The organism is Paenibacillus sp. OAS669, from assembly GCF_014873645.1.
In the GTDB taxonomy this organism is placed as follows: domain Bacteria; phylum Bacillota; class Bacilli; order Paenibacillales; family NBRC-103111; genus Paenibacillus_S; species Paenibacillus_S vulneris.
The window spans coordinates 250,137-268,146 of record NZ_JADBDR010000008.1; the positions used below are offsets into that span (position 1 = coordinate 250,137).

Below are 18,010 nucleotides of genomic sequence, written 5' to 3' on the forward strand. Positions count from 1 at the left end.
TCTGGTTATATAATAAATGCGTTTATAACGTTGTCGGGTAATTCAGAGCCGGGTCTTGGGGCGGGTATATAATGTACTCCTCTAGACCGGCTTTTTCTAATTGCTGGATTAAATATTCATCCGGTGTGCCTTCCACTCCGGCATAGCCCCGTCTGGTATAAATTTGTTCCGCGTCGGGGAACGTATCTCTTAGAATCGCACGGATTTTTTTGCCTGAGGAATCATTGTCCGTGAACAGATAGACCTCGCTGGTGCCGACCTTTTTCTTTAAATCCTCCAGACGATCGGTATTTAAGGAGCCGAAGGTGCACAGAATCGTCACTTCTTCCAATAAGAGCCGCCGCAGTCTGCTCTTGTCGTTTTTGCCTTCTACAATGATCGCTATACTCATCGCCATCCTCCTGCTCTCCGAAATCGGCTTCTTCTGTAGTATATCCAGTTTTGTCACTGGTTCCAAGCGGGGCTTCATATAATTTCCCAGGAAATGTCGAAATTTGCACTTTCAGATCATGAAGGGTCGAGGGTTCGGCAAAGGGGTTGTGCCAGAGAAGGATTGACGAGAGAAGAGGTAACAATTATAATGTAATTAGCAACTATAAAATAGTAAGTTTATTACTTGATATGTTGTGGTTAGTCTGAATAGGAGGGGTTATTAATGAAGCTGACGATTTATCCACCGGCTAAGCAGGCAAAGGGAGCGTTTGACGGAGGGAAGATTACGGAGCTGAAGCCTATTGGGTTTCCGGGGGAAGGCTCGGCTGTAAAGCGAATCGGTCCGTTATTTTACTGGGCATGGGCGCATGCGCCGGAAGAAGGGTATATCCCGATGCACCCCCATCAGGCTTTTGAAATTATTACGTACATGGTTCATGGCCATGCTGAGCATTCCGACTCATTAGGTACACAGAGCCAAGTGGCAGCCGGAGGGGCTCAAGTTATGCAGACCGGGTCGGGGGTTTCCCATAGCGAACGGTTTATCGGTCCTGATTCGGAAGGGTTTCAGATCTGGTTCGAGCCTTATATTAAGGAAGCTTTGCTGCGTACGCCGACTTATCATCAATATGATCACGAGCATTTCCCGGCTGTCGTATCGGATGGGGTAACCGTCAAAAAGGTAATAGGTGAGGGGGCTCCTGTTCAGCTGGTTGCCGATGCGCGTATGTGGGACGTAGAGCTTGCCGCGGGTAAAGCCTACTCTCATACTCTCTCTGCAGGACGCACGCTGGCAGCGCTGGCGATTCGCGGCGAAGGAGAGTGGACTGGTGCCGGGGAACCGGCGGCATTTCACCATAGGGACTTTTCGGTGCTGGAAGCCGATTCCGGACATGCGTCCGAGGTTACGGTGAAGACAGAAGCAGGATTACGTCTGCTGCTGATTGAAGTGCCTGGCAATGTGGATTACCCGTTGTACCAAAAGAGATGAGCAGATGTATCAGAATGTAAACATTCCTCAGCGGAAATAAAAGGACGGCCTGACATTGTGTCAGGCCGTCTTATTTCATAGAGAAGAAATGGAGAGTGGAGAAAACTGGTGCCTAGTTAATGAAATTCGCTTTCGTCAGCAAGCGTTTCAGCATTGCAGCAGATTGTGCGCGAGTAGCTTGTTTCGTAGGAGCAATAGTCGTATCGGTCATGCCGTCTACGATGCCCGCCTCGATAGCTTCGGCCATTTCCTGCTGAGCCCAAACGATTTGGTTCGAGTCGCTGAATTTAGCGAGCAGCTGTGCTTGACGATCGGAGGATACGTCCGGTTTAGCGCCTGCATAAGCCAGTGCGCGTACTACCATAGCAGCCAGCTCTTCGCGGTTGATAGGCTGGTTCGGTCTGAAGGTGTTGTCTTCGTAGCCATCAATGATTTTAGCATTAACAGCTGTTGCAACGACACTGGAGAACCAGTCTGTGGAAGCTACGTCCTTGAAGGAGCTTGCTCCTGTGTTTTGGTCAAGACCCAATGCGCGAACGACCAATGCTGCGAATTCTGCGCGGGTGATGCTGCGTTCAGGCTCGAAAGACGTGTCAGTCACTCCGTCAATGACGAGCTTGTTAGCAAGTAAATCGATGTAGGATTGTGCCCAATGGCCTTTGCTATCTGCAAAGCTTTTATTCAATTCAATAACAGTATAAATGCTGTTGCTGTTGCGTTTGATTGTAGCTACGCTGCTGTCTTCCGAAGAAGAGAACAAAGCAGGCACGAAGCTGAGCTTTTTGCTGGTTGGATCGAATACAACGGCAGTTGCTTTGGAAGAATCAACTGCTTTTGCAAGTGGAATCGTACGGCTGATGTAGTTGCTGCCCAGGTCGATTGCTTGGGATTTATCATCTTGGCCGACGGCTTCCAGAGTAAAGTCGACGGAATCGCTTGCTACAGTAGCGCCTAATGCAGCTGCAGCCGCTTTAATGTCGCTTACGTTCGTGTCGCTTGCCGCTTTGATTCCCACTTTGATGAACATGTCGTCCGTCGTAATGGAAAGCTTGCTTGCAAGGTCACTCAAATTCAGTACATAAATAGGAAGTGTATAAGTTCCTTTGCTGCCGGTGATTTTCAGCGCTTTATTCTTGTCGCCTACAAAATCAACCAGAGCTTTGGCTGGAATGAGGGCAATGTCGCCGCTCAATACCAATTCAACAACGTCGTTGTTAGTCAGAGCGGTTTTCAACGTATTAGCGTCGATAGATCCATCGGAAGGAACGCTGATGCTCGGTCCGGATGGAATATATCCGCCGCCACCACCGCCGCCGTGGTTACCGCTGCCGCTTCCGCCGCTGCCGGTCGTGTTATACACCGTATGATAGACGGAATCCGTTACTTTTTCCAGCAGGTTCAAATATTGATAATAAGGAACGTTGGACAAAGAGAAATTGTAATTGTACACACCCTCATATACGCTATATGTAGCGGAGTTGGCAGTACCTACATAGTTTCCGTTCGGGTCATACAGGTACACCTGCGCATTCACGCTGTATACATCGGAATAGACCGAACCGGAAACGGTGCCGTTGCGGTAAGTCACGTCTTTAAAACCGGTTGCCGCAAAAGCTAGAACGGGCAGTAATGCCGAGATGAGCATCATCAATACGGTTACTTGCGCCGTCTTTTTAAAGACAGCTGGCTTCATGAATGGTTCACTCCTATCTTTACCTGAAAAATGGTTTGAATGGCCGGTAGGCTCCTGCATCGAATACTTTCACCTCCTCCTTGCGAATTCTCAATTACAAACGTTCGAAAGCATTTCTTCTTTTGGGGTGGTCCCCGTGTGGAAATTTAATCCATGTGGAATATTCCCTCCCCTTAAGCTGAAACCACATGCTCGATCCTAACCTTGCTTTACCCCGCTTAAATGACAATGAAACAAAAAAAAGAAAAAACCGTCCTTATCGGACGGTTGGTATGCCATGTTACTTAAAATTAATAAAAGCAGCCTCTCAGAACGATGACCAAAAGAATGAAAAGGACCAGGATTACAGCTGTGGAAGTCCAGATGCCTCCTACTTCACCGACTCCTCCCATTGAATTCACCCCCTCAATCTGAAAAGTACTCTCCTGACATGATTTATAGTATGTAGGAGAGGGGGGAAGGTCTGTGCGTTGACCCATTTACGGCAAATTATGTGGGTGCGTATTAGGCGGTAAATGTAGTGGAGGGATGATTATCAGGCCTCGACAGGTTTGAACGTCTTGAGGGGGAGCAGACAAAGAGCGAGCATCAGGCAGAGGAACGCCATAAAGAACGGGGAAGTATGGCTTCTCCAATGTCCGGCAACAATGGGTCCTATAAAAGCTCCGATAGAATAGGAAATCGATAAAAATGAAAAAATGCGGCCGTACCGCTTGGCGCTTGAAAGAGCAGCCAGCAAGGAAGCGATGGATGGATATATGACTCCTTTGGCCATGCCGATCATGAATAAGGAGACATGAAGGGGAATCGGCCAATTCACGGACATGCCGAAAAAGATAAAGGCCAATGCAAGGCTCCCCATGCTGGTTCGCAGAAAGGGCGAGATCCGGTTAATAAACAGCATGCTGAGCGTTACCAGCGCTCCAAGGCTGACTAGAGAAAACAAAATTCCCGAAGTCAGAATCGATTGGCTCGCTTCCTTCATAAGCGGAAGCTCGAAAAATAAAATCCCCTGCGAACAGGAGAGTGCGAGAGGAATGCCAAAAAACAGCCAAGGGACCCCTTGCTTCCCGATGTCCTGAACGGATGGGTCTGCGTTCTCCGTTGAGGCCGGCAGAGCTTCGTGTCCATGTATGGATGCGGCCATGGAAGTTTCCCGGTAGGCCGGTTCTTTAACGCCGAATATCGCCAATACCCCGGTAATAATAAGAAGCCACCCGAGAAGGTTGAACGATTGGACAAAGCCCAGCTTGGCTACCAGATAAGCGCCTGCAGCCGGACTCAGCACGGAGGCCATCGTATGAACGAAGCCGTTGCCTGCCATCAGCTTGCTCTGCTGCACCTTATCCTTCGCGATTTTGACGAGCATAGACAGGCAAGCAGGCGACAGGAAAGCCAATACGAAGCCGCTGACCGATCGAATGTAGAGCAGCTGCCACGGATCGGTAACACGGGATTGAACTAATAGCAGGATACCTGCTACAATCAGGCTAAACACAATAAACCGTTTGCTGCCATACTTATCGACACCATAGCCTGCCAGCAGGTTTCCGGGAAGATGAGTAATGGAATACACACCTAATATAAGTCCAATGAAGGATGGGACGGCACCGAGAGAAATAGCGAACGGCGACAAGATGGGGTATTGTGCATGGAGATCGAAAAAGGCGACAAACATAAACAAATACAGCCATATTGCGGTTTTCAACATCTTCACCTCGTATCTCATGTTTGTGAATCGGTTCAACGGAATGCCTTATCATTACTTGTACGTGACGAGCCTTAGGGTTAGTACCATTATTTTGCAACCCTTTGCGCCGGCGTACGTACAATTCATCGATACGCGTGTTTCGTGATCAAGAAAGGCGGCTTACAGTGGATCCGGTTATTCTTATGTTGCTAGCACTTATCGTCCTCATCGCTTTATTGCGATTGCGATCCACCTACCGCAAGGCAAGACGGGCGGACAAGTCGGAGCATATCCAACAAAGGCTTGCGGAGCTAAGGCGCCGTAGAGAAGAAGACAATCAGTAAGGGCAATCAGGGGAACAAAAAAAGGTTACGCTTAGAGGAGAGATGGAAGTTGGATTTTTTAATGTCGTTTTTGCAGGATCGTTGGTTTATTATTGTCGGCGCGATCATCGTTTTGTTTTTGGTTATTAAAATTGTAAAGACCGTCGTGAAATGGATTATCGTACTGGCCGTACTTGCGGGGCTGTTCTACTATGGAGCAGATTATAAGGATCAATTGATGGAGATGGGAACCGCAGTGACGGCGGAGGCGAAGAATCAAGCCTTGAAGGCGATTTCCGGGGAAATGAAGGACGCACAGTACAAGCAGAACCCGGACGGTACCTTTACCGTAACGACAAAAAGCTTGAAGCTCGAAGGCAATCCGGAATCCAATGAGGTTAAGGTTACCTTCATGAATCAGACCTTCACCATGAAAATGGATGATGTCATTAACGCGCTTATCGAACAAGCCAAGAAAAATACGAAGATTTAACCCTGCAGCTTGCAGCGGAATACAAGTGAGGTGAGAATGTGACGGATTGGATCGGCGTTATCGGATCGACCAACTGGATAACCCTGCTATTAGCGGCCACGTTACTAGTTTCCGTTATCCAAGGGATGTTTCGCGGAGCCTCCTCCTCTGCACGCCATTTGATGCTGATGGTAGCTGAGGCCGTCGCCGTCGTTGTTAGTGTGCTTCTTGCCTGGCGGATAGCTTCCTGGCTGTCGCCGGAGGTACAGGCATGGCTAATCTCGCTTCAGTTGGTCATTCCTGCAACGGATATAGGCTTCTTCCAGCAGCTGTATTATACATTTATGACAAGTGTGAGGGATTTTACGCTGCTGCGTTACGGCGTACTGTTCGTCCTTGGGTATATGCTGCTGAAGCAGCTGCTGTATCGGATCATCGATCCCGTCATGGACGGCTGGGTCGCCGAGACATTAAGACATGATGCGCGTCGCCGGGGCGGGGGGCCTACCTTGATCAGCAGCATTCTTGGCGGGGTTATCGGCTGCGTGACCGGGCTTGGCCGCTCGCTGCTCATTATAGCCGTGCTGTTCATCGCTGCCACATTATTTCCACAGACACCGGCGGCCAACTACATCCAGGCTTCGGACTTATATCAAAAAGGTGCCAACGAGATCATTCGTCCTGTAACCGGGGATTTTCTCGCAAGCCGGCTGCCTGTGTTTACCAGAGCGGTCGAACAGGAATTCGATAATATCCTGCAGCGCAAGTATGAAGTGCTGGACGCCAAAATTCCCAATAATATCGCTGAGGCTGCCAAAGAGATTACAGCCAAAGCCGGGACGGACGAGGAGAAGGCTCGTCTGCTGTACCGCTATGTAGGGACGCGGATTCAGTATGATTGGGATAAAGTCAACCTGTATGAGCAGCAGAGGATTTGGAAGGAGCAAACCCCGGAAGAAACCTTTGCGACGAAGAAAGGCGTATGTATCGATTTTTCCCGCTTGTATGCGGTATTGGCCCGTTCCGCCGGTCTTGATGTGAAGGTAGTGACGGGGCTTGGCTATGACGGGCGCGGCGGATATGGTCCTCATGCCTGGAATGAAGTCTATTTGTCGGAGAGCAACAAATGGGTGCCGCTGGACTCGACCTGGGTCGCCAGCGGAGGCAATTGGTTTAACCCGCCGAATTTTAATGAAACGCACATTCGTGAAGCTTAGCTTAAGAAGGCCGGACCTCTCCGATGCGTATGGGGGAGCGCCGGCTTTTTCTCTTTCGGGCAAAGTATGATAAACTAGAGAGGATTCGCATTTTTGGCGGAATATTGTCGAAAATAAGCGTTTTTATGGATGTTCTTGGGAGAAATACGGCAAAGGAGTACATTCGGATGTTACCAAAACCAATAGAAGCGTATAAAGCCGTCTTTTTTGACGTGGGGGATACGCTAATGACGATACCGGCTTCAAGAATAATTATGCAGCAATTTCTGGCAAGCCGTTCCCTTCATCGGGGGGAGGAGCAGGTGGGGGATCTGTTCACCGAAGCGTTCCGGCTGTTTTACTACGGGAAGCAGCTGGATCCTTTTGAAGCATGCACGCCGGAATCGGACCGGGCTTTCTGGATGAAGATTTATCACTACATATTGGAAAAGCTCGGCGTTCATGAGGAAGATTGGACCGAGGACCAAATTCATGAATGCTGCCATGGACTTTATGATTTGTTCACAGGACCCGAGCCATACCAATTGTTCGAGGATGTCCAGGAAAGCATTGCTGCGCTGAAGGATTGGGGATTCCGCCTGGGCATTATTTCCAACTTCGCCGCAACGCTGCCCGATATTCTGGAGCATAAAGGTATTTTACATCATTTTGACCCTGTTATTGTGTCCACATTGGTCGGCTTGGAGAAGCCGGACCCGGCCATATTCCACCTGGCACTGGAGCGTTCCGGCCTATCGGCGGCCGATGTGCTCTATGTAGGGGATCATGATTTGAACGATATTTGGGCGCCGAATCAGGCGGGTATCGATGCTGTCAAAATCAAACGTTACGATTATCACTCGGGCATTGGCATTCATTCATTACGTGAGCTGCTCGGGTAATAGTAAAGGAGCTGTCACATCATGAGAAAGTCCATGTCGACGGATGATCCGCAAAAGCATGAAACGAACAAGCGGCGTCATTTTACCGTTCGGATTAATTTATTGTTCTTCTGTACGTTCTTTTTGTTTTCCGTCCTTATTGTCAGACTCGCTATTCTTCAATTCGTAGAGGGCAAGCAGCTGAAGGCTGCAGAGGCCCAGACGACCAAGCGGGATACGCCGATCGCCCCGATACGCGGCAACATCTTCGATAGCAACGGGAATCCTCTGGCTTACACCAGCTCCACGCAGTCGCTCTATTTTCGGATGGAATCCGACCAGAAGAAGGATGAGGTTATTGCCTTGGCCAAAAGGCTGGAGGAATTGTTCAAGCAGTTCGGCGACCCTGCCAAGGCACCCTTGACGGCGGCGGATATTATTAAAGCAATGGACGTCGGGTATGATCTGGACAAAAATTCCACCACAGCCCCAAGCTACTCCTTCGTTCCGCGGCGGATTAAATCGGGCTTGACGGACAAGGAGATCGCTTTTTTGCTGGAGCATCGGGACGAGCTGAAATGGCTCGAGGTTATGGAGGAAAGTGTCCGGAATTATGATCCTTCGCAAATCGCGGTTCAGCTTGTCGGGTACATGAGGCCGTTTTCTCAGGCAAGAGAGCCTAAGAACGGACTTGATTTCTATAAAAATAAAAACAATACCGAGGGATACCTGGATACAGAGGATGTCGGGTATGACGGTATCGAGCTGATGTATCAGGAGGAATTGCGCGGGAAGAACGGGATGAAAACCTATCCTGTCAACGCGTCCCAAAAAATCATCGGGAAGGTTTCTATTGAACCGCCTAAGAAAGGCAACAATCTGATCTTGACGATTAATAAAGATATTCAGCAGGTTGCCCAGAAGGCCATTATGGATCAATTGGCTTACGCGAAGTCCGCTACAGCCCGCGCCTCGCATTACGGCTATGCGCCTAATGCCAGAGCCGGCTATGCCGTCGCTATGGAAGTCGATACGGGGCGGGTCGTGACCATGGCCAGCATGCCGGATTATTATCCCGGCGTATGGAGCGGAGGGCTGTCCTCGGAGGAATACCGCCGCATCCAGCCTTTTATTAACAACGGCACCATAACGACCGCTTATCCGGATTATCCGGAAAACGAATTGAAAAATCACCCGACCTCCATCGTTTATGTCGGTTCCATCATTAAGCCGCTGTCCGTGCTGATAGGGTTAAACGAAGGATTGTTCGGCGTGAATACGACTTATAACGATACAGGGGAGTTCACCTACGGTAAAGACAACAACGCCAAGCTGACCAACTCGGACCGTGCGGCTTACGGACCGATTAATGCAGCGGACGCCATCTGGCATTCGTCGAATACGTTCATGTCGGCAATGATCGGTAACCCGCTGTACATGCGCAGCGGCCAAAAGGCCGTCGACATTTGGGAGTCCTACTTGAACAAGTTCGGACTCGGCGTCCTGACGGGCAGCGGATTGCCGAGAGAATCGGCGGGGATCAGCGAATTCAAGACGAATACGAAGGAGACGCTGCAATCCCGGATGGTCTATGCATCCTGGGGCCAGAATGAGAAATACACGACGCTCCAGATGGCGCAGTACGCAGCAACGCTCGCCAACCGCGGCAAAAAAATGAAGCCGCTTCTGGTCGACAAAATCGAAACCTACGACTTCCAGCCGGTTAAGGAAATGAAGCCGGAGGTGCTGGAGGAAACGACGTTCCCTAATGCATACTGGGATTCGATTACCAGGGGGATGCTTAAGGTTAATGTGCAGGGCTTCGAGGGCTTCCCTTATTCGGTAGCCCGCAAAACGGGTACGTCCACCCAATCGGTCGGCGGCAAAATGATCGATAATGCGGTCTTTATAGCCTACGCGCCTGCCGAAAAGCCTAAGCTTGCCGTGGCAGTCGTCGTACCGGAGGGCGGCTTCGGGGCGTGGAATGCGGCTCCGATTGCGCGCAAAATTTTCGATGCTTACGATCAGGCTTACGGTCTGGACGGTGTGCCTAAAGGCAAGCAATCGGAAACTCCCAAGCCGTAAGCTCTCATCTAAAAAAGTGTTAGAAGTCGCACATACAACCAAGGGGTAGCGTAGTAATCTGTAAAGAACAGATCATTACTATCCTTGGAGGTGCGAAGAACCATGAATATGCACGACAAGCCGGAGGCTGCGTCGGTAACCGCTCATCCCAACGGGCTTTACGAGCTGGTGGACCGTTTGAAGCTGGAGCATGCCGAGTTAATGCAGGTGCTGCTGAAAATGAAGGAGCAGTCGATCCAAGCCGAGCAGGAAGCCGACAAGGGCAAGGCAAGGGGAACGCTGGTGCATTTGAGGCTGTGGGCGATGGCTTTTCAGGAGGAGCTGGACCGCCATTCCAAATGGGAGGAAGAGGTGCTCTACCCATTCTTGAATGTCTATTTCCATAAGCAGAACAAGCCGACGATCGTACCTTCCTTATGGATGCTGGAGAAAGACCATGAGCGGGCGATGGATCATTTGAGCTCGTTCTTCAGAGCCGTTCACGCGCTCAAGCCGGATTCGGACGCGATGCAGATCAAACGCGCCGGAGCTTATTTGACCCAGGCTTGTCGTATCCTTATCGATCATCTGGAGAAGGAAGAGGAGTTTGTTTTTCCTTTGACGGAGCGGGTACTCACCGATATTGATTATTTATTTTCATAACCCCTATAAAGTGAGGGGCGAATCTGAACCTGGCATTTTGCGGGTAAACCCAGAATGTATCCACTCTATATTATTAAAAAAAGGGGGCGCTTTTTTAGCGCCCCCGTGTTGTTTAGAAACCTGTTTTGCGAGAACTATGCTATATGGAGGTGGGGTATGCCTCGGAGGAGTTTACGTCCGCCTTTGAAACCCGTGAAAATACCGCTAAACAGAATCACCTTTCACGGGTTTCAACAGCGGCTGGAGGGGCATATCCCACTGGAGCAGATTGTCATAGTTTAATTTCTTCAGGTTTCTAAACAGACAAGGGGGGCGCTAGCAGCGCCCCCTTTTTCACTCGCTTCAAAATGCCCAATTCCCCTTACGGAACACAGGCTCCTCCTTGCCGTCTGCCGTGACACCGAAAATATCCATCTCACCGGAGCCGATCATGAAATCGACATGGGCCATGCTCGTGTTGAGTCCCCGTTCCTTCAACTGCTCTTGGGACAGGCCTTTGCCGCCTTCGAGACAAAACGCGTAGGCGCTGCCGATGGCCAGGTGATTCGAAGCATTCTCATCAAACAGCGTGTTGTAATACAGAATGTTCGATTGCGAGATCGGGGATTGATGAGGGACAAGCGCAACCTCGCCCAAATAATGCGAGCCCTCGTCCATCTCGATCAGCCCTTTCAGTGTGTCGAGGCCTTGCTCCGCCGTTGCGTCGACGATGCGGCCGTTCTCGAAAGTAAGGGTGAAGCCGTCGATGATATTGCCTCCGTAGCTAAGCGGCTTGGTGCTGGACACCTTGCCGTTTACTCCCGTGGCAAGCGGGGCAGTAAATACTTCCTCGGTAGGCAGGTTGGCGACGAAGGCATTCCCTTGCTCGTTAATGCTGTCTGCCGCTACCCAGATGTGGCCTTCCGGCAGCTCGATCGTCAGGTCGGTGCCTGGCGCCACGTAGTGCAGCTTTTTATATTTTTTCGCATTCAGGTAGTCGGATTTTTCGTTCAAGGTACGAATGTGGGTTTCCCATGCGGCTACAGGATCAGCCTGATCGACGCGAACGGTTTTGAAAATAGCCTCCCACAGCTTACCGAGCTGCTCGTCCTCCGGCACGTTCGGGAACACTTTGGCCGCCCAAGCCTTGGACGGAGCCGCAACGACGCACCAGCTGAATTTATCCGACTGCATGTATTGGCGGTATTTGGCCATGGCCTTACCGTACGTCTTCTGATGATTGACAATCCGTTCCTGAGGCACGCCCTTGAGCAGATCGGGATCGGATGAAACCACGCTGATGACCGCGAAGCCTTTCTCCGCAAGCTCCAGCATTTCCCCCGCATACCATTTGGGCTCCTCGAGGAAAGAAGCGTCCGGAGCCAAATCATACCGAAGACGGGCGACCGTATCGTCGGACCAGTTCACTTTGACCTGATAAGCGCCGGCTTCATAAGCCTTCTTGACAAGCAGGCGAACCAGCTCCGCCGCGTCGATAGCCGCGTTAATGGCCAAGATTTGCCCTTTTTGAATGTTGACGCCAATGTTTACAATGATGTCGGCATATTGATTCAACTGCTGTTCGAAATTTGCCATCAGAGGCCTCCTGTTAAAAAATGTTTTCTTTTTATCTTATCAAAAATAATGCAAGAACTCCAAGCTCCATGATAAAGACAGGGTTAACAAAAAAAGAAGGAAATTATTGCAAGAAAAATGTTGCACTGCGGAAACAATTTTGTATATAATAAATTAAAGTTGCATTAAGGAAACAAAAATAACAGAAGGAAACATTTGAGGCTTGGGCAAAAAAAGTGTCTTTAAACAAACATGCAGGGGAGTTGGGAAATGTGAGAACCAGAAGCATCGTGTCGTCATGGAAAAGATTTATTATGACCATCATGTTTTTATCCTTAGCTGGCGTACTAGCGGCATGCGTCGCTCAGGGGGAAGGGAAGAGCAAGAATGAGGCGGGAGGCAAGCTCCGAATTACGACAACGATTGGTATGATTTCCGATGTGGTGAGACAGGTCGGAGGAGAGCATGTGGAAGTGACGGGCTTGATGAAATCCGGTGTGGATCCGCATCTTTACAAGGCGTCCCAAGGCGATGTGAAGAAGCTGGAGCAGGCGCAGATGATTTTCTATAACGGGCTGCATCTTGAAGGGAAAATGGTGGACATTTTCGAGAAAATGGCGAAGGATAAGCCGACAGTCGCCGTATCCAGGAATATTCCCGAAGCGCAGCTGAGAGGATGGGAAGGGGGCGAGGCCTCCCATGACCCGCATATATGGTTCAATGTCAAGCACTGGATCTCAGCTGCGGAAGTGATCCGGGATGAACTGAGCAAATTCGATTCCGCCCATGCGGAGGCCTACAAAAGCAATGCAGACGCATATATCAAGCAGCTGAAGGAGCTGGATGAGTACGCAATGACGCAGATCGGTTCCATTCCCGAGGACCAGAGAGTGCTCGTTACGGCTCATGATGCTTTCGGTTATTTCGGGGATGCCTATCACATCAAGGTGATGGGACTGCAGGGGATCAGCACGGCGTCCGAATACGGCTCGAAGGATGTAAGCGATCTTCGTGAATTTCTGGTCAGCCGCAAGATTAAAGCGGTATTCGTGGAATCGAGCGTACCGAAGAAGTCGATCGAGGCCGTCATTGAAGGCGCCAAGAAGCAGGGACATGAGGTAACAATCGGGGGGGAATTGTTCTCCGATGCGATGGGAGAAGACGGGACGCCGGAAGGAACCTACATCGGGATGGTCCGCCACAATGTCGACACGATAGTGAAGGCGTTGAAATAACGAATGAGGACGGATAGGAGTGATGAGCAAATGAAGCATACCGAAACCCCATTGAGCATTGAACAGTTGACCGTTGCCTACCAGAAAAAGCCGGTCCTCCGCGAGATTTCCTTCGCCATACCGGAAGGTAAATTGATCGGAATTGTAGGACCGAACGGAGCGGGCAAATCCACGCTGATTAAAGCGGCGCTAGGCTTAATTCCGAAGGTTACCGGAGAGGTGACCATCTATGGGAAACGATATACGGAGCAGCGCAAGCTGGTGGGCTATGTGCCGCAGCGGGAATCGGTCGATTGGGATTTTCCGACAAGCGCTTTGGACGTGGTGATGATGGGACGCTACGGGCATTTGGGATGGTTCCGGCGGCCGGGCGCCAAAGAACGGCAAATTGCGATGGAATGCCTGGAGAAGGTCGGCATGGCCGATTTTGCAGGCAGGCAGATCAGCCAGCTGTCCGGCGGCCAGCAGCAGCGCATATTCCTGGCCCGGGCGCTCGCGCAGGATGCACGGCTGTATTTCATGGATGAGCCGTTCGTCGGTGTCGACGCAGCTACGGAGAAGGCTATCATCACCCTGCTGAACGAGCTCAAAAAGCAAGGGAAAACCGTGCTGGTCGTGCACCATGACCTTGCAACCGTGAAGGAATATTTTGATTGGGTCATGCTGCTTAATGTAAAGCTGATGGGCATCGGGCCGACCAAAGATATTTTTACCAAAGGGAATTTGCAGGAAACCTACGGCGGCCGGTTGGCGCTGCTAGAACGGGACGACGAGTCGCTTATCGTCAGTGCGAGGTGAGAAGAAATGGGCAGAAACTGGCTGGAGCTTTTATCCGATCCGAATACGCAGTGGATTTTGCTCGGTAGCATCCTGCTCGGCTTGAGCAGCGGGGTATTGGGCAGCTTCGCTTACCTGCGGAAGCAGAGTCTGATGGGGGATGCGCTGGCCCATGCGGCGCTGCCGGGTGTGTGCATTGCCTTCATGCTGACCGGCTCCAAATCGATCGTATTTTTCCTCATTGGAGCTGCAGTTTCCGGCTTGATCGCCACCTTTGGCGTCGGCTTCGTCACAAGAAATTCCCGTATCAAGCAGGACTCGGCACTGGGGATCGTTTTGTCGGTGTTCTTCGGGCTCGGTATTGTCCTGTTAACGCAAATCCAGCACGGCGGCAGCGGCAATCAGAGCGGACTGGATAAGTTTTTGTTCGGTCAGGCGGCTTCCATGATACACAAGGATGTCGTTATTATGACGGCAGTTGCGGGAGTGCTGGTGGCGGTATGCGCCTTGCTCTTCAAAGAGTTCAAGCTGCTCAGCTTCGATGCCGGGTTTGCCAAAGGGTTAGGCTATCCCGTCGCTTTTCTGGAGCAATTCATGATGTTTCTGATCGTTGTGGCGGTGGTTGTCGGCATCCAGTCCGTCGGTGTCGTGCTGATGTCGGCACTGCTGATCACGCCGGCGGTTACGGCACGGTATTGGACCGAGCGGCTTGGGGTGATGGTCGTGCTCTCCGGCTTCTTCGGGGCCGTCAGCGGGTTTGCCGGCACGCTCATCAGCTCGACGGCCAACAATATGCCGACAGGGCCTCTTAGCGTTCTGGCGGCCACTGCCCTTTTCGTTGTATCGGTATTAATAGCGCCGAAACGGGGGGTGCTTTCCAAGGTGCTCCAGCGGCTTTCGGTCCGAAGAGCGGTCTTGGAGGAGAAGGCCGTGGCTTCCGGAGGATTAGATAGGGCAGCGTTCGAGGCGGGAAAGGAGGGCAGAGGGGCATGAACGATTTTTGGATTATCGTTACAGCGGCTCTTGTGGCCTGCTCTTGCAGCTTATTGGGCTGCTTTCTGGTGCTAAGACGAATGGCGATGGTTGGCGATGCGATAAGTCATTCCGTACTGCCAGGTATCGTGATCGCATTTTTGATCAGCGGCTCACGCGATTCGTTATTCATGATGCTCGGCGCGTCCGTACTTGGGCTGATCACCGTGTTTCTCATTCAATTGTTTCAGCAGGGCGGGGTCCAGTCGGATGCGTCGATAGGCGTTGTATTCACAGCCCTGTTCTCAATTGGGGTTGTGCTGGTAAGCCTGTATACACGCCAGGTGGACCTGGATTTGGACTGCGTGCTGTACGGTGAAATCATTCGCGTTCCCTGGGATACGTTAACGGTTGCGGGTGTGGATATCGGACCTAAGGCCGTATGGGTGCTAAGTCTGGTGCTGCTGCTGAGCGGCGCTGTAATCGGGCTGTTGTATAAGCAATTTAAGCTATGCTCGTTCGATCCGGCGATGGCAGCGGCGGTAGGCATCCCGGTTGCGCTGTTCCATTATTTGCTAATGGGCCTTGTTTCGGTAACGACGGTCGCATCGTTCGAGAGTGTCGGAGCCATTCTGGTCGTCGGGATGCTCGTAGTTCCGGCGGCGACCGCTTACCTCCTGACCGAACGGCTCGGTGTCATGATCGTCTACAGCATGCTGGCAGGCATTATTAGCGCCGTTGCGGGCTATTATGTCTCCATGCTGCTGGATGCTTCCATCGCCGGCTGCATGATTACCGTAGCAGGAGCCATGTTCGTGCTGGCCCTGCTGTTCTCTCCGTCTCACGGAGTCGTATGGCGCAAGCTGAAGCAGCGGCGGAATAGGCTCGAGACCGCCGCGTGATCCCATAGTACATTACCTGCAGCTTCATCCTGGTTTGCTTCCGATATACATTGCGCACAGCTTACGAACGTGTGCAAGGTGCTATTGTGTCTTTTATTATCAGCAAAAAGCCTTCCGGTTGGAGGGCTTTTTATTTACTCCCTTCAGCCGATTCTTTTGTCCAATATCAAAAAAAAAGACGGATTTTTGGTTCCATTTCCTGAACTCGCTGCGAATATGGTATACTAGACTATCGAATTATTTCGAACCGTTACTGTACGGACGTTTGAGGAGGAAGCAATACGATGTGCGGGATTACCGGAGCTATGTATTTTGATGATAGAGAGCCGTCTCAGGCTATGCTGAAAGCGATGACCGACGTGATCATCCATCGCGGACCGAATGATGTCGGCTTCTGGAGCGAGAACCGGATTGGGTTAGGCTTTAGAAGGCTGTCCATCATAGACATCCGCGAAGGCCATCAACCGATGGCCAACGAAGACGACACGGTATGGATCGTGTTCAACGGAGAGATTTACAACTACAAATATTTACGGCACACCCTGCAGGAAAGAGGCCATCAGTTCAAGACCCATTCGGATACTGAGGTCATCGTACATATGTATGAAGAGTACGGAGAGGACTGCGTCAAGCAGCTGCGGGGGATGTTCGGCTTCGTAATCTGGGATCGCCGCAAAAAGCTGTTGTTCGGGGCGCGCGATCATTTCGGCATTAAGCCTTTTTATTATTACAAGGATCGCAAGCGGTTTTTGTTCGGATCGGAAATCAAGAGTCTGCTGGCGGCTGACGGGATGGATCGCACGATTCATACGGAGAGCCTGCTGAACTATTTGACATTCCAATACGTGCCTGAGCCGGATACGATGTTCAGAGGAATTCATAAGCTTCCTCCGGGTCATTCCGTCACCGTGAGCTACGATGGGGATATGAAAATCCAGCGTTACTGGGATCCGATGTTCGAGCCTGTGGAACGCCCGTTTGAGGAGTACGTGGAGCAGATCCGCGAAGGGCTGAAGGATTCGGTCATCCATCATATGCAGAGCGACGTGGAGCGCGGGTGCTTCTTGTCCAGCGGTATCGATTCCACGGCAATTGCTACCCATATGCGCAACATTGAACCGATCCGTACGTTCTCGGTAGGCTTTGAAGGGCCTAACAACGAGACCGAGATTGCCCGCCAAACCGCATCGGCGCTCGATACGGAGCATTATGCCAAAATCATTACACAAAAGGATTTCTTCGACACGCTGCCCAAGGCCGTATGGCATCAGGACGAGCCGGTAGCCGATCCGTCGGCCATTGCGCTCTACCATGTGGCCCAGCTTGCCCGCGAGCACGTAACAGTCGTACTGTCGGGTGAAGGAGCCGACGAGCTGTTCGGCGGCTATCGCATTTACCGGGAGCCTCAGGCGCTGCAGCCTGTCGAACGCCTGCCGCATGCTTTGAAGCGGATGCTGCATGCTTTGGCACGGCTTCTGCCTAACGGAACGTACGGCAAAAACTATATTTTACGCGGAACGACACCTTTGGAGGAGCGGTTTATCGGTAACGCCAAAATTTTCACGGAAGAGATGAAGGCGGAAGTCGTCAGAATCGACCGTGAGATGCTGGGCAGCTATACGAACCCGCTGCAAATCGCGAAGAAATTTTATGATAAGACCCGCCATCTGGATCCGGTTACGCGGATGCAGTACATCGACATGAATCTGTGGCTGCCGGGAGATATTTTGATGAAGGCGGATAAAATGACGATGGCTCATTCCCTGGAGCTGCGCGTACCGTTTCTGGACGTTGAGCTGTACGATGTGGCGCGCAAAATTCCGGCCCGTTACCGCATCGCTGAAGGAACAACGAAATATATATTCCGTAAGGCTATGGAAGGGATTATTCCGGACTTTATCCTGAACCGTCCGAAACTCGGCTTCCCGGTTCCGCTCCGTGATTGGGTGAAGGGCAATCAGGGCAAAGTGATGATGGAACAGATCGCAGCGAGCGGCATCGAGGATTACATCAACATGGATACCGTTCGTCAGATGCTCGTCAAGCATCAGAACGGCCAGGGAGATTATGCCCGCCGTCTATGGACCATCTATATGTTTGCCTTGTGGCATGTCACTTACATGGAAGAACTGCCTAGACCAACGCTTGCGGAAGCACTATAGAGA

The 18,010-nt window shown here is 51.1% G+C and carries 16 protein-coding genes; 11 read left to right on the plus strand and 5 right to left on the minus strand.

Annotated elements, in window-relative coordinates; genetic code table 11:
* Positions 1-22: 22 nt before the first annotated feature.
* Positions 23-391, minus strand: a complete 369-nt coding sequence (locus GGC63_RS19320; protein ID WP_192703690.1) for a toprim domain-containing protein — start codon at positions 389-391, stop codon at positions 23-25.
* Between the two features lie 264 nt (positions 392-655).
* Between GGC63_RS19320 and GGC63_RS19325 the strand changes: the two genes are divergently transcribed.
* Complete coding sequence (locus GGC63_RS19325) at positions 656-1,423, plus strand: pirin family protein (protein WP_192703691.1); 768 nt, start codon at positions 656-658, stop codon at positions 1,421-1,423.
* A gap of 112 nt (positions 1,424-1,535) precedes the next feature.
* On the opposite strand, the gene GGC63_RS19330 is transcribed toward GGC63_RS19325, so the two are convergent.
* The 3 genes from GGC63_RS19330 to GGC63_RS19335 all read right to left on the minus strand — a co-directional run bounded on the left by GGC63_RS19330 (position 1,536) and on the right by GGC63_RS19335 (position 4,824).
* Positions 1,536-3,116: an S-layer homology domain-containing protein gene (locus GGC63_RS19330; RefSeq protein ID WP_192703692.1), complete on the minus strand. Its 1,581-nt coding sequence runs from the start codon at positions 3,114-3,116 to the stop codon at positions 1,536-1,538.
* A 290-nt stretch (positions 3,117-3,406) separates the two neighbouring features.
* Positions 3,407-3,508 carry a sporulation protein YjcZ gene (locus tag GGC63_RS34530; protein ID WP_225948327.1) on the minus strand — a complete coding sequence of 34 codons (102 nt, stop codon included), beginning with the start codon at positions 3,506-3,508 and terminating at the stop codon, positions 3,407-3,409.
* Between the two features lie 143 nt (positions 3,509-3,651).
* The gene (locus tag GGC63_RS19335) at positions 3,652-4,824 is read right to left on the minus strand and encodes an MFS transporter (RefSeq protein WP_192703771.1); all 1,173 of its coding nucleotides are present in this window, start codon (positions 4,822-4,824) and stop codon (positions 3,652-3,654) included.
* Positions 4,825-5,199: 375 nt separating this feature from the next.
* Between GGC63_RS19335 and GGC63_RS19340 the strand changes: the two genes are divergently transcribed.
* The 5 genes from GGC63_RS19340 to GGC63_RS19360 all read left to right on the plus strand — a co-directional run bounded on the left by GGC63_RS19340 (position 5,200) and on the right by GGC63_RS19360 (position 10,405).
* A complete protein-coding gene (locus tag GGC63_RS19340; RefSeq protein ID WP_079909656.1) occupies positions 5,200-5,622 on the plus strand; it encodes a hypothetical protein in 423 nt (140 codons plus the stop codon).
* Between the two features lie 38 nt (positions 5,623-5,660).
* Positions 5,661-6,818: a transglutaminase domain-containing protein gene (locus tag GGC63_RS19345; protein ID WP_318781084.1), complete on the plus strand. Its 1,158-nt coding sequence runs from the start codon at positions 5,661-5,663 to the stop codon at positions 6,816-6,818.
* A gap of 167 nt (positions 6,819-6,985) precedes the next feature.
* Positions 6,986-7,699 carry an HAD-IA family hydrolase gene (locus GGC63_RS19350; RefSeq protein WP_192703693.1) on the plus strand — a complete coding sequence of 238 codons (714 nt, stop codon included), beginning with the start codon at positions 6,986-6,988 and terminating at the stop codon, positions 7,697-7,699.
* Between the two features lie 21 nt (positions 7,700-7,720).
* Positions 7,721-9,763: a peptidoglycan D,D-transpeptidase FtsI family protein gene (locus GGC63_RS19355; RefSeq protein WP_079909658.1), complete on the plus strand. Its 2,043-nt coding sequence runs from the start codon at positions 7,721-7,723 to the stop codon at positions 9,761-9,763.
* A gap of 102 nt (positions 9,764-9,865) precedes the next feature.
* The gene (locus GGC63_RS19360) at positions 9,866-10,405 is read left to right on the plus strand and encodes a hemerythrin domain-containing protein (protein ID WP_192703694.1); all 540 of its coding nucleotides are present in this window, start codon (positions 9,866-9,868) and stop codon (positions 10,403-10,405) included.
* A gap of 342 nt (positions 10,406-10,747) precedes the next feature.
* Here the strand turns inward: GGC63_RS19360 and GGC63_RS19365 are convergent, their stop codons facing one another.
* Entirely contained in the window at positions 10,748-11,980 is a 1,233-nt protein-coding gene (locus GGC63_RS19365) for an aminopeptidase (RefSeq protein ID WP_079909660.1), read from the minus strand.
* Between the two features lie 293 nt (positions 11,981-12,273).
* Between GGC63_RS19365 and GGC63_RS19370 the strand changes: the two genes are divergently transcribed.
* From GGC63_RS19370 to asnB, 5 genes are all read left to right on the plus strand, one after another.
* The gene (locus GGC63_RS19370) at positions 12,274-13,194 is read left to right on the plus strand and encodes a metal ABC transporter solute-binding protein, Zn/Mn family (RefSeq protein ID WP_192703773.1); all 921 of its coding nucleotides are present in this window, start codon (positions 12,274-12,276) and stop codon (positions 13,192-13,194) included.
* 30 nt (positions 13,195-13,224) lie between these two features.
* Positions 13,225-13,992: a metal ABC transporter ATP-binding protein gene (locus tag GGC63_RS19375; RefSeq protein ID WP_192703695.1), complete on the plus strand. Its 768-nt coding sequence runs from the start codon at positions 13,225-13,227 to the stop codon at positions 13,990-13,992.
* A gap of 6 nt (positions 13,993-13,998) precedes the next feature.
* Entirely contained in the window at positions 13,999-14,964 is a 966-nt protein-coding gene (locus tag GGC63_RS19380) for a metal ABC transporter permease (protein WP_079909662.1), read from the plus strand.
* A complete protein-coding gene (locus GGC63_RS19385) occupies positions 14,961-15,845 on the plus strand; it encodes a metal ABC transporter permease (protein WP_079909663.1) in 885 nt (294 codons plus the stop codon). The genes GGC63_RS19380 and GGC63_RS19385 overlap by 4 nt, the downstream gene beginning before the upstream one ends.
* A 284-nt stretch (positions 15,846-16,129) precedes the next feature.
* Entirely contained in the window at positions 16,130-18,007 is a 1,878-nt protein-coding gene (gene asnB, locus GGC63_RS19390; RefSeq protein ID WP_192703696.1) for an asparagine synthase (glutamine-hydrolyzing), read from the plus strand.
* Positions 18,008-18,010 lie beyond the last annotated feature (3 nt).

Coding starts and splice junctions, on each gene's coding strand:
- asnB (WP_192703696.1), top strand. CDS start 16,130: ATGTGCGGGATTACCGGAGCTATGTATTTTGATGATAGAGAGCCGTCT.
- GGC63_RS19360 (WP_192703694.1), top strand. CDS start 9,866: ATGAATATGCACGACAAGCCGGAGGCTGCGTCGGTAACCGCTCATCCC.
- GGC63_RS19365 (WP_079909660.1), bottom strand. CDS start 11,980: ATGGCAAATTTCGAACAGCAGTTGAATCAATATGCCGACATCATTGTA.
- GGC63_RS19370 (WP_192703773.1), top strand. CDS start 12,274: ATGACCATCATGTTTTTATCCTTAGCTGGCGTACTAGCGGCATGCGTC.
- GGC63_RS19320 (WP_192703690.1), bottom strand. CDS start 391: ATGAGTATAGCGATCATTGTAGAAGGCAAAAACGACAAGAGCAGACTG.
- GGC63_RS19350 (WP_192703693.1), top strand. CDS start 6,986: ATGTTACCAAAACCAATAGAAGCGTATAAAGCCGTCTTTTTTGACGTG.
- GGC63_RS19325 (WP_192703691.1), top strand. CDS start 656: ATGAAGCTGACGATTTATCCACCGGCTAAGCAGGCAAAGGGAGCGTTT.
- GGC63_RS19375 (WP_192703695.1), top strand. CDS start 13,225: ATGAAGCATACCGAAACCCCATTGAGCATTGAACAGTTGACCGTTGCC.
- GGC63_RS34530 (WP_225948327.1), bottom strand. CDS start 3,508: ATGGGAGGAGTCGGTGAAGTAGGAGGCATCTGGACTTCCACAGCTGTA.
- GGC63_RS19380 (WP_079909662.1), top strand. CDS start 13,999: ATGGGCAGAAACTGGCTGGAGCTTTTATCCGATCCGAATACGCAGTGG.
- GGC63_RS19385 (WP_079909663.1), top strand. CDS start 14,961: ATGAACGATTTTTGGATTATCGTTACAGCGGCTCTTGTGGCCTGCTCT.
- GGC63_RS19355 (WP_079909658.1), top strand. CDS start 7,721: ATGAGAAAGTCCATGTCGACGGATGATCCGCAAAAGCATGAAACGAAC.
- GGC63_RS19330 (WP_192703692.1), bottom strand. CDS start 3,116: ATGAAGCCAGCTGTCTTTAAAAAGACGGCGCAAGTAACCGTATTGATG.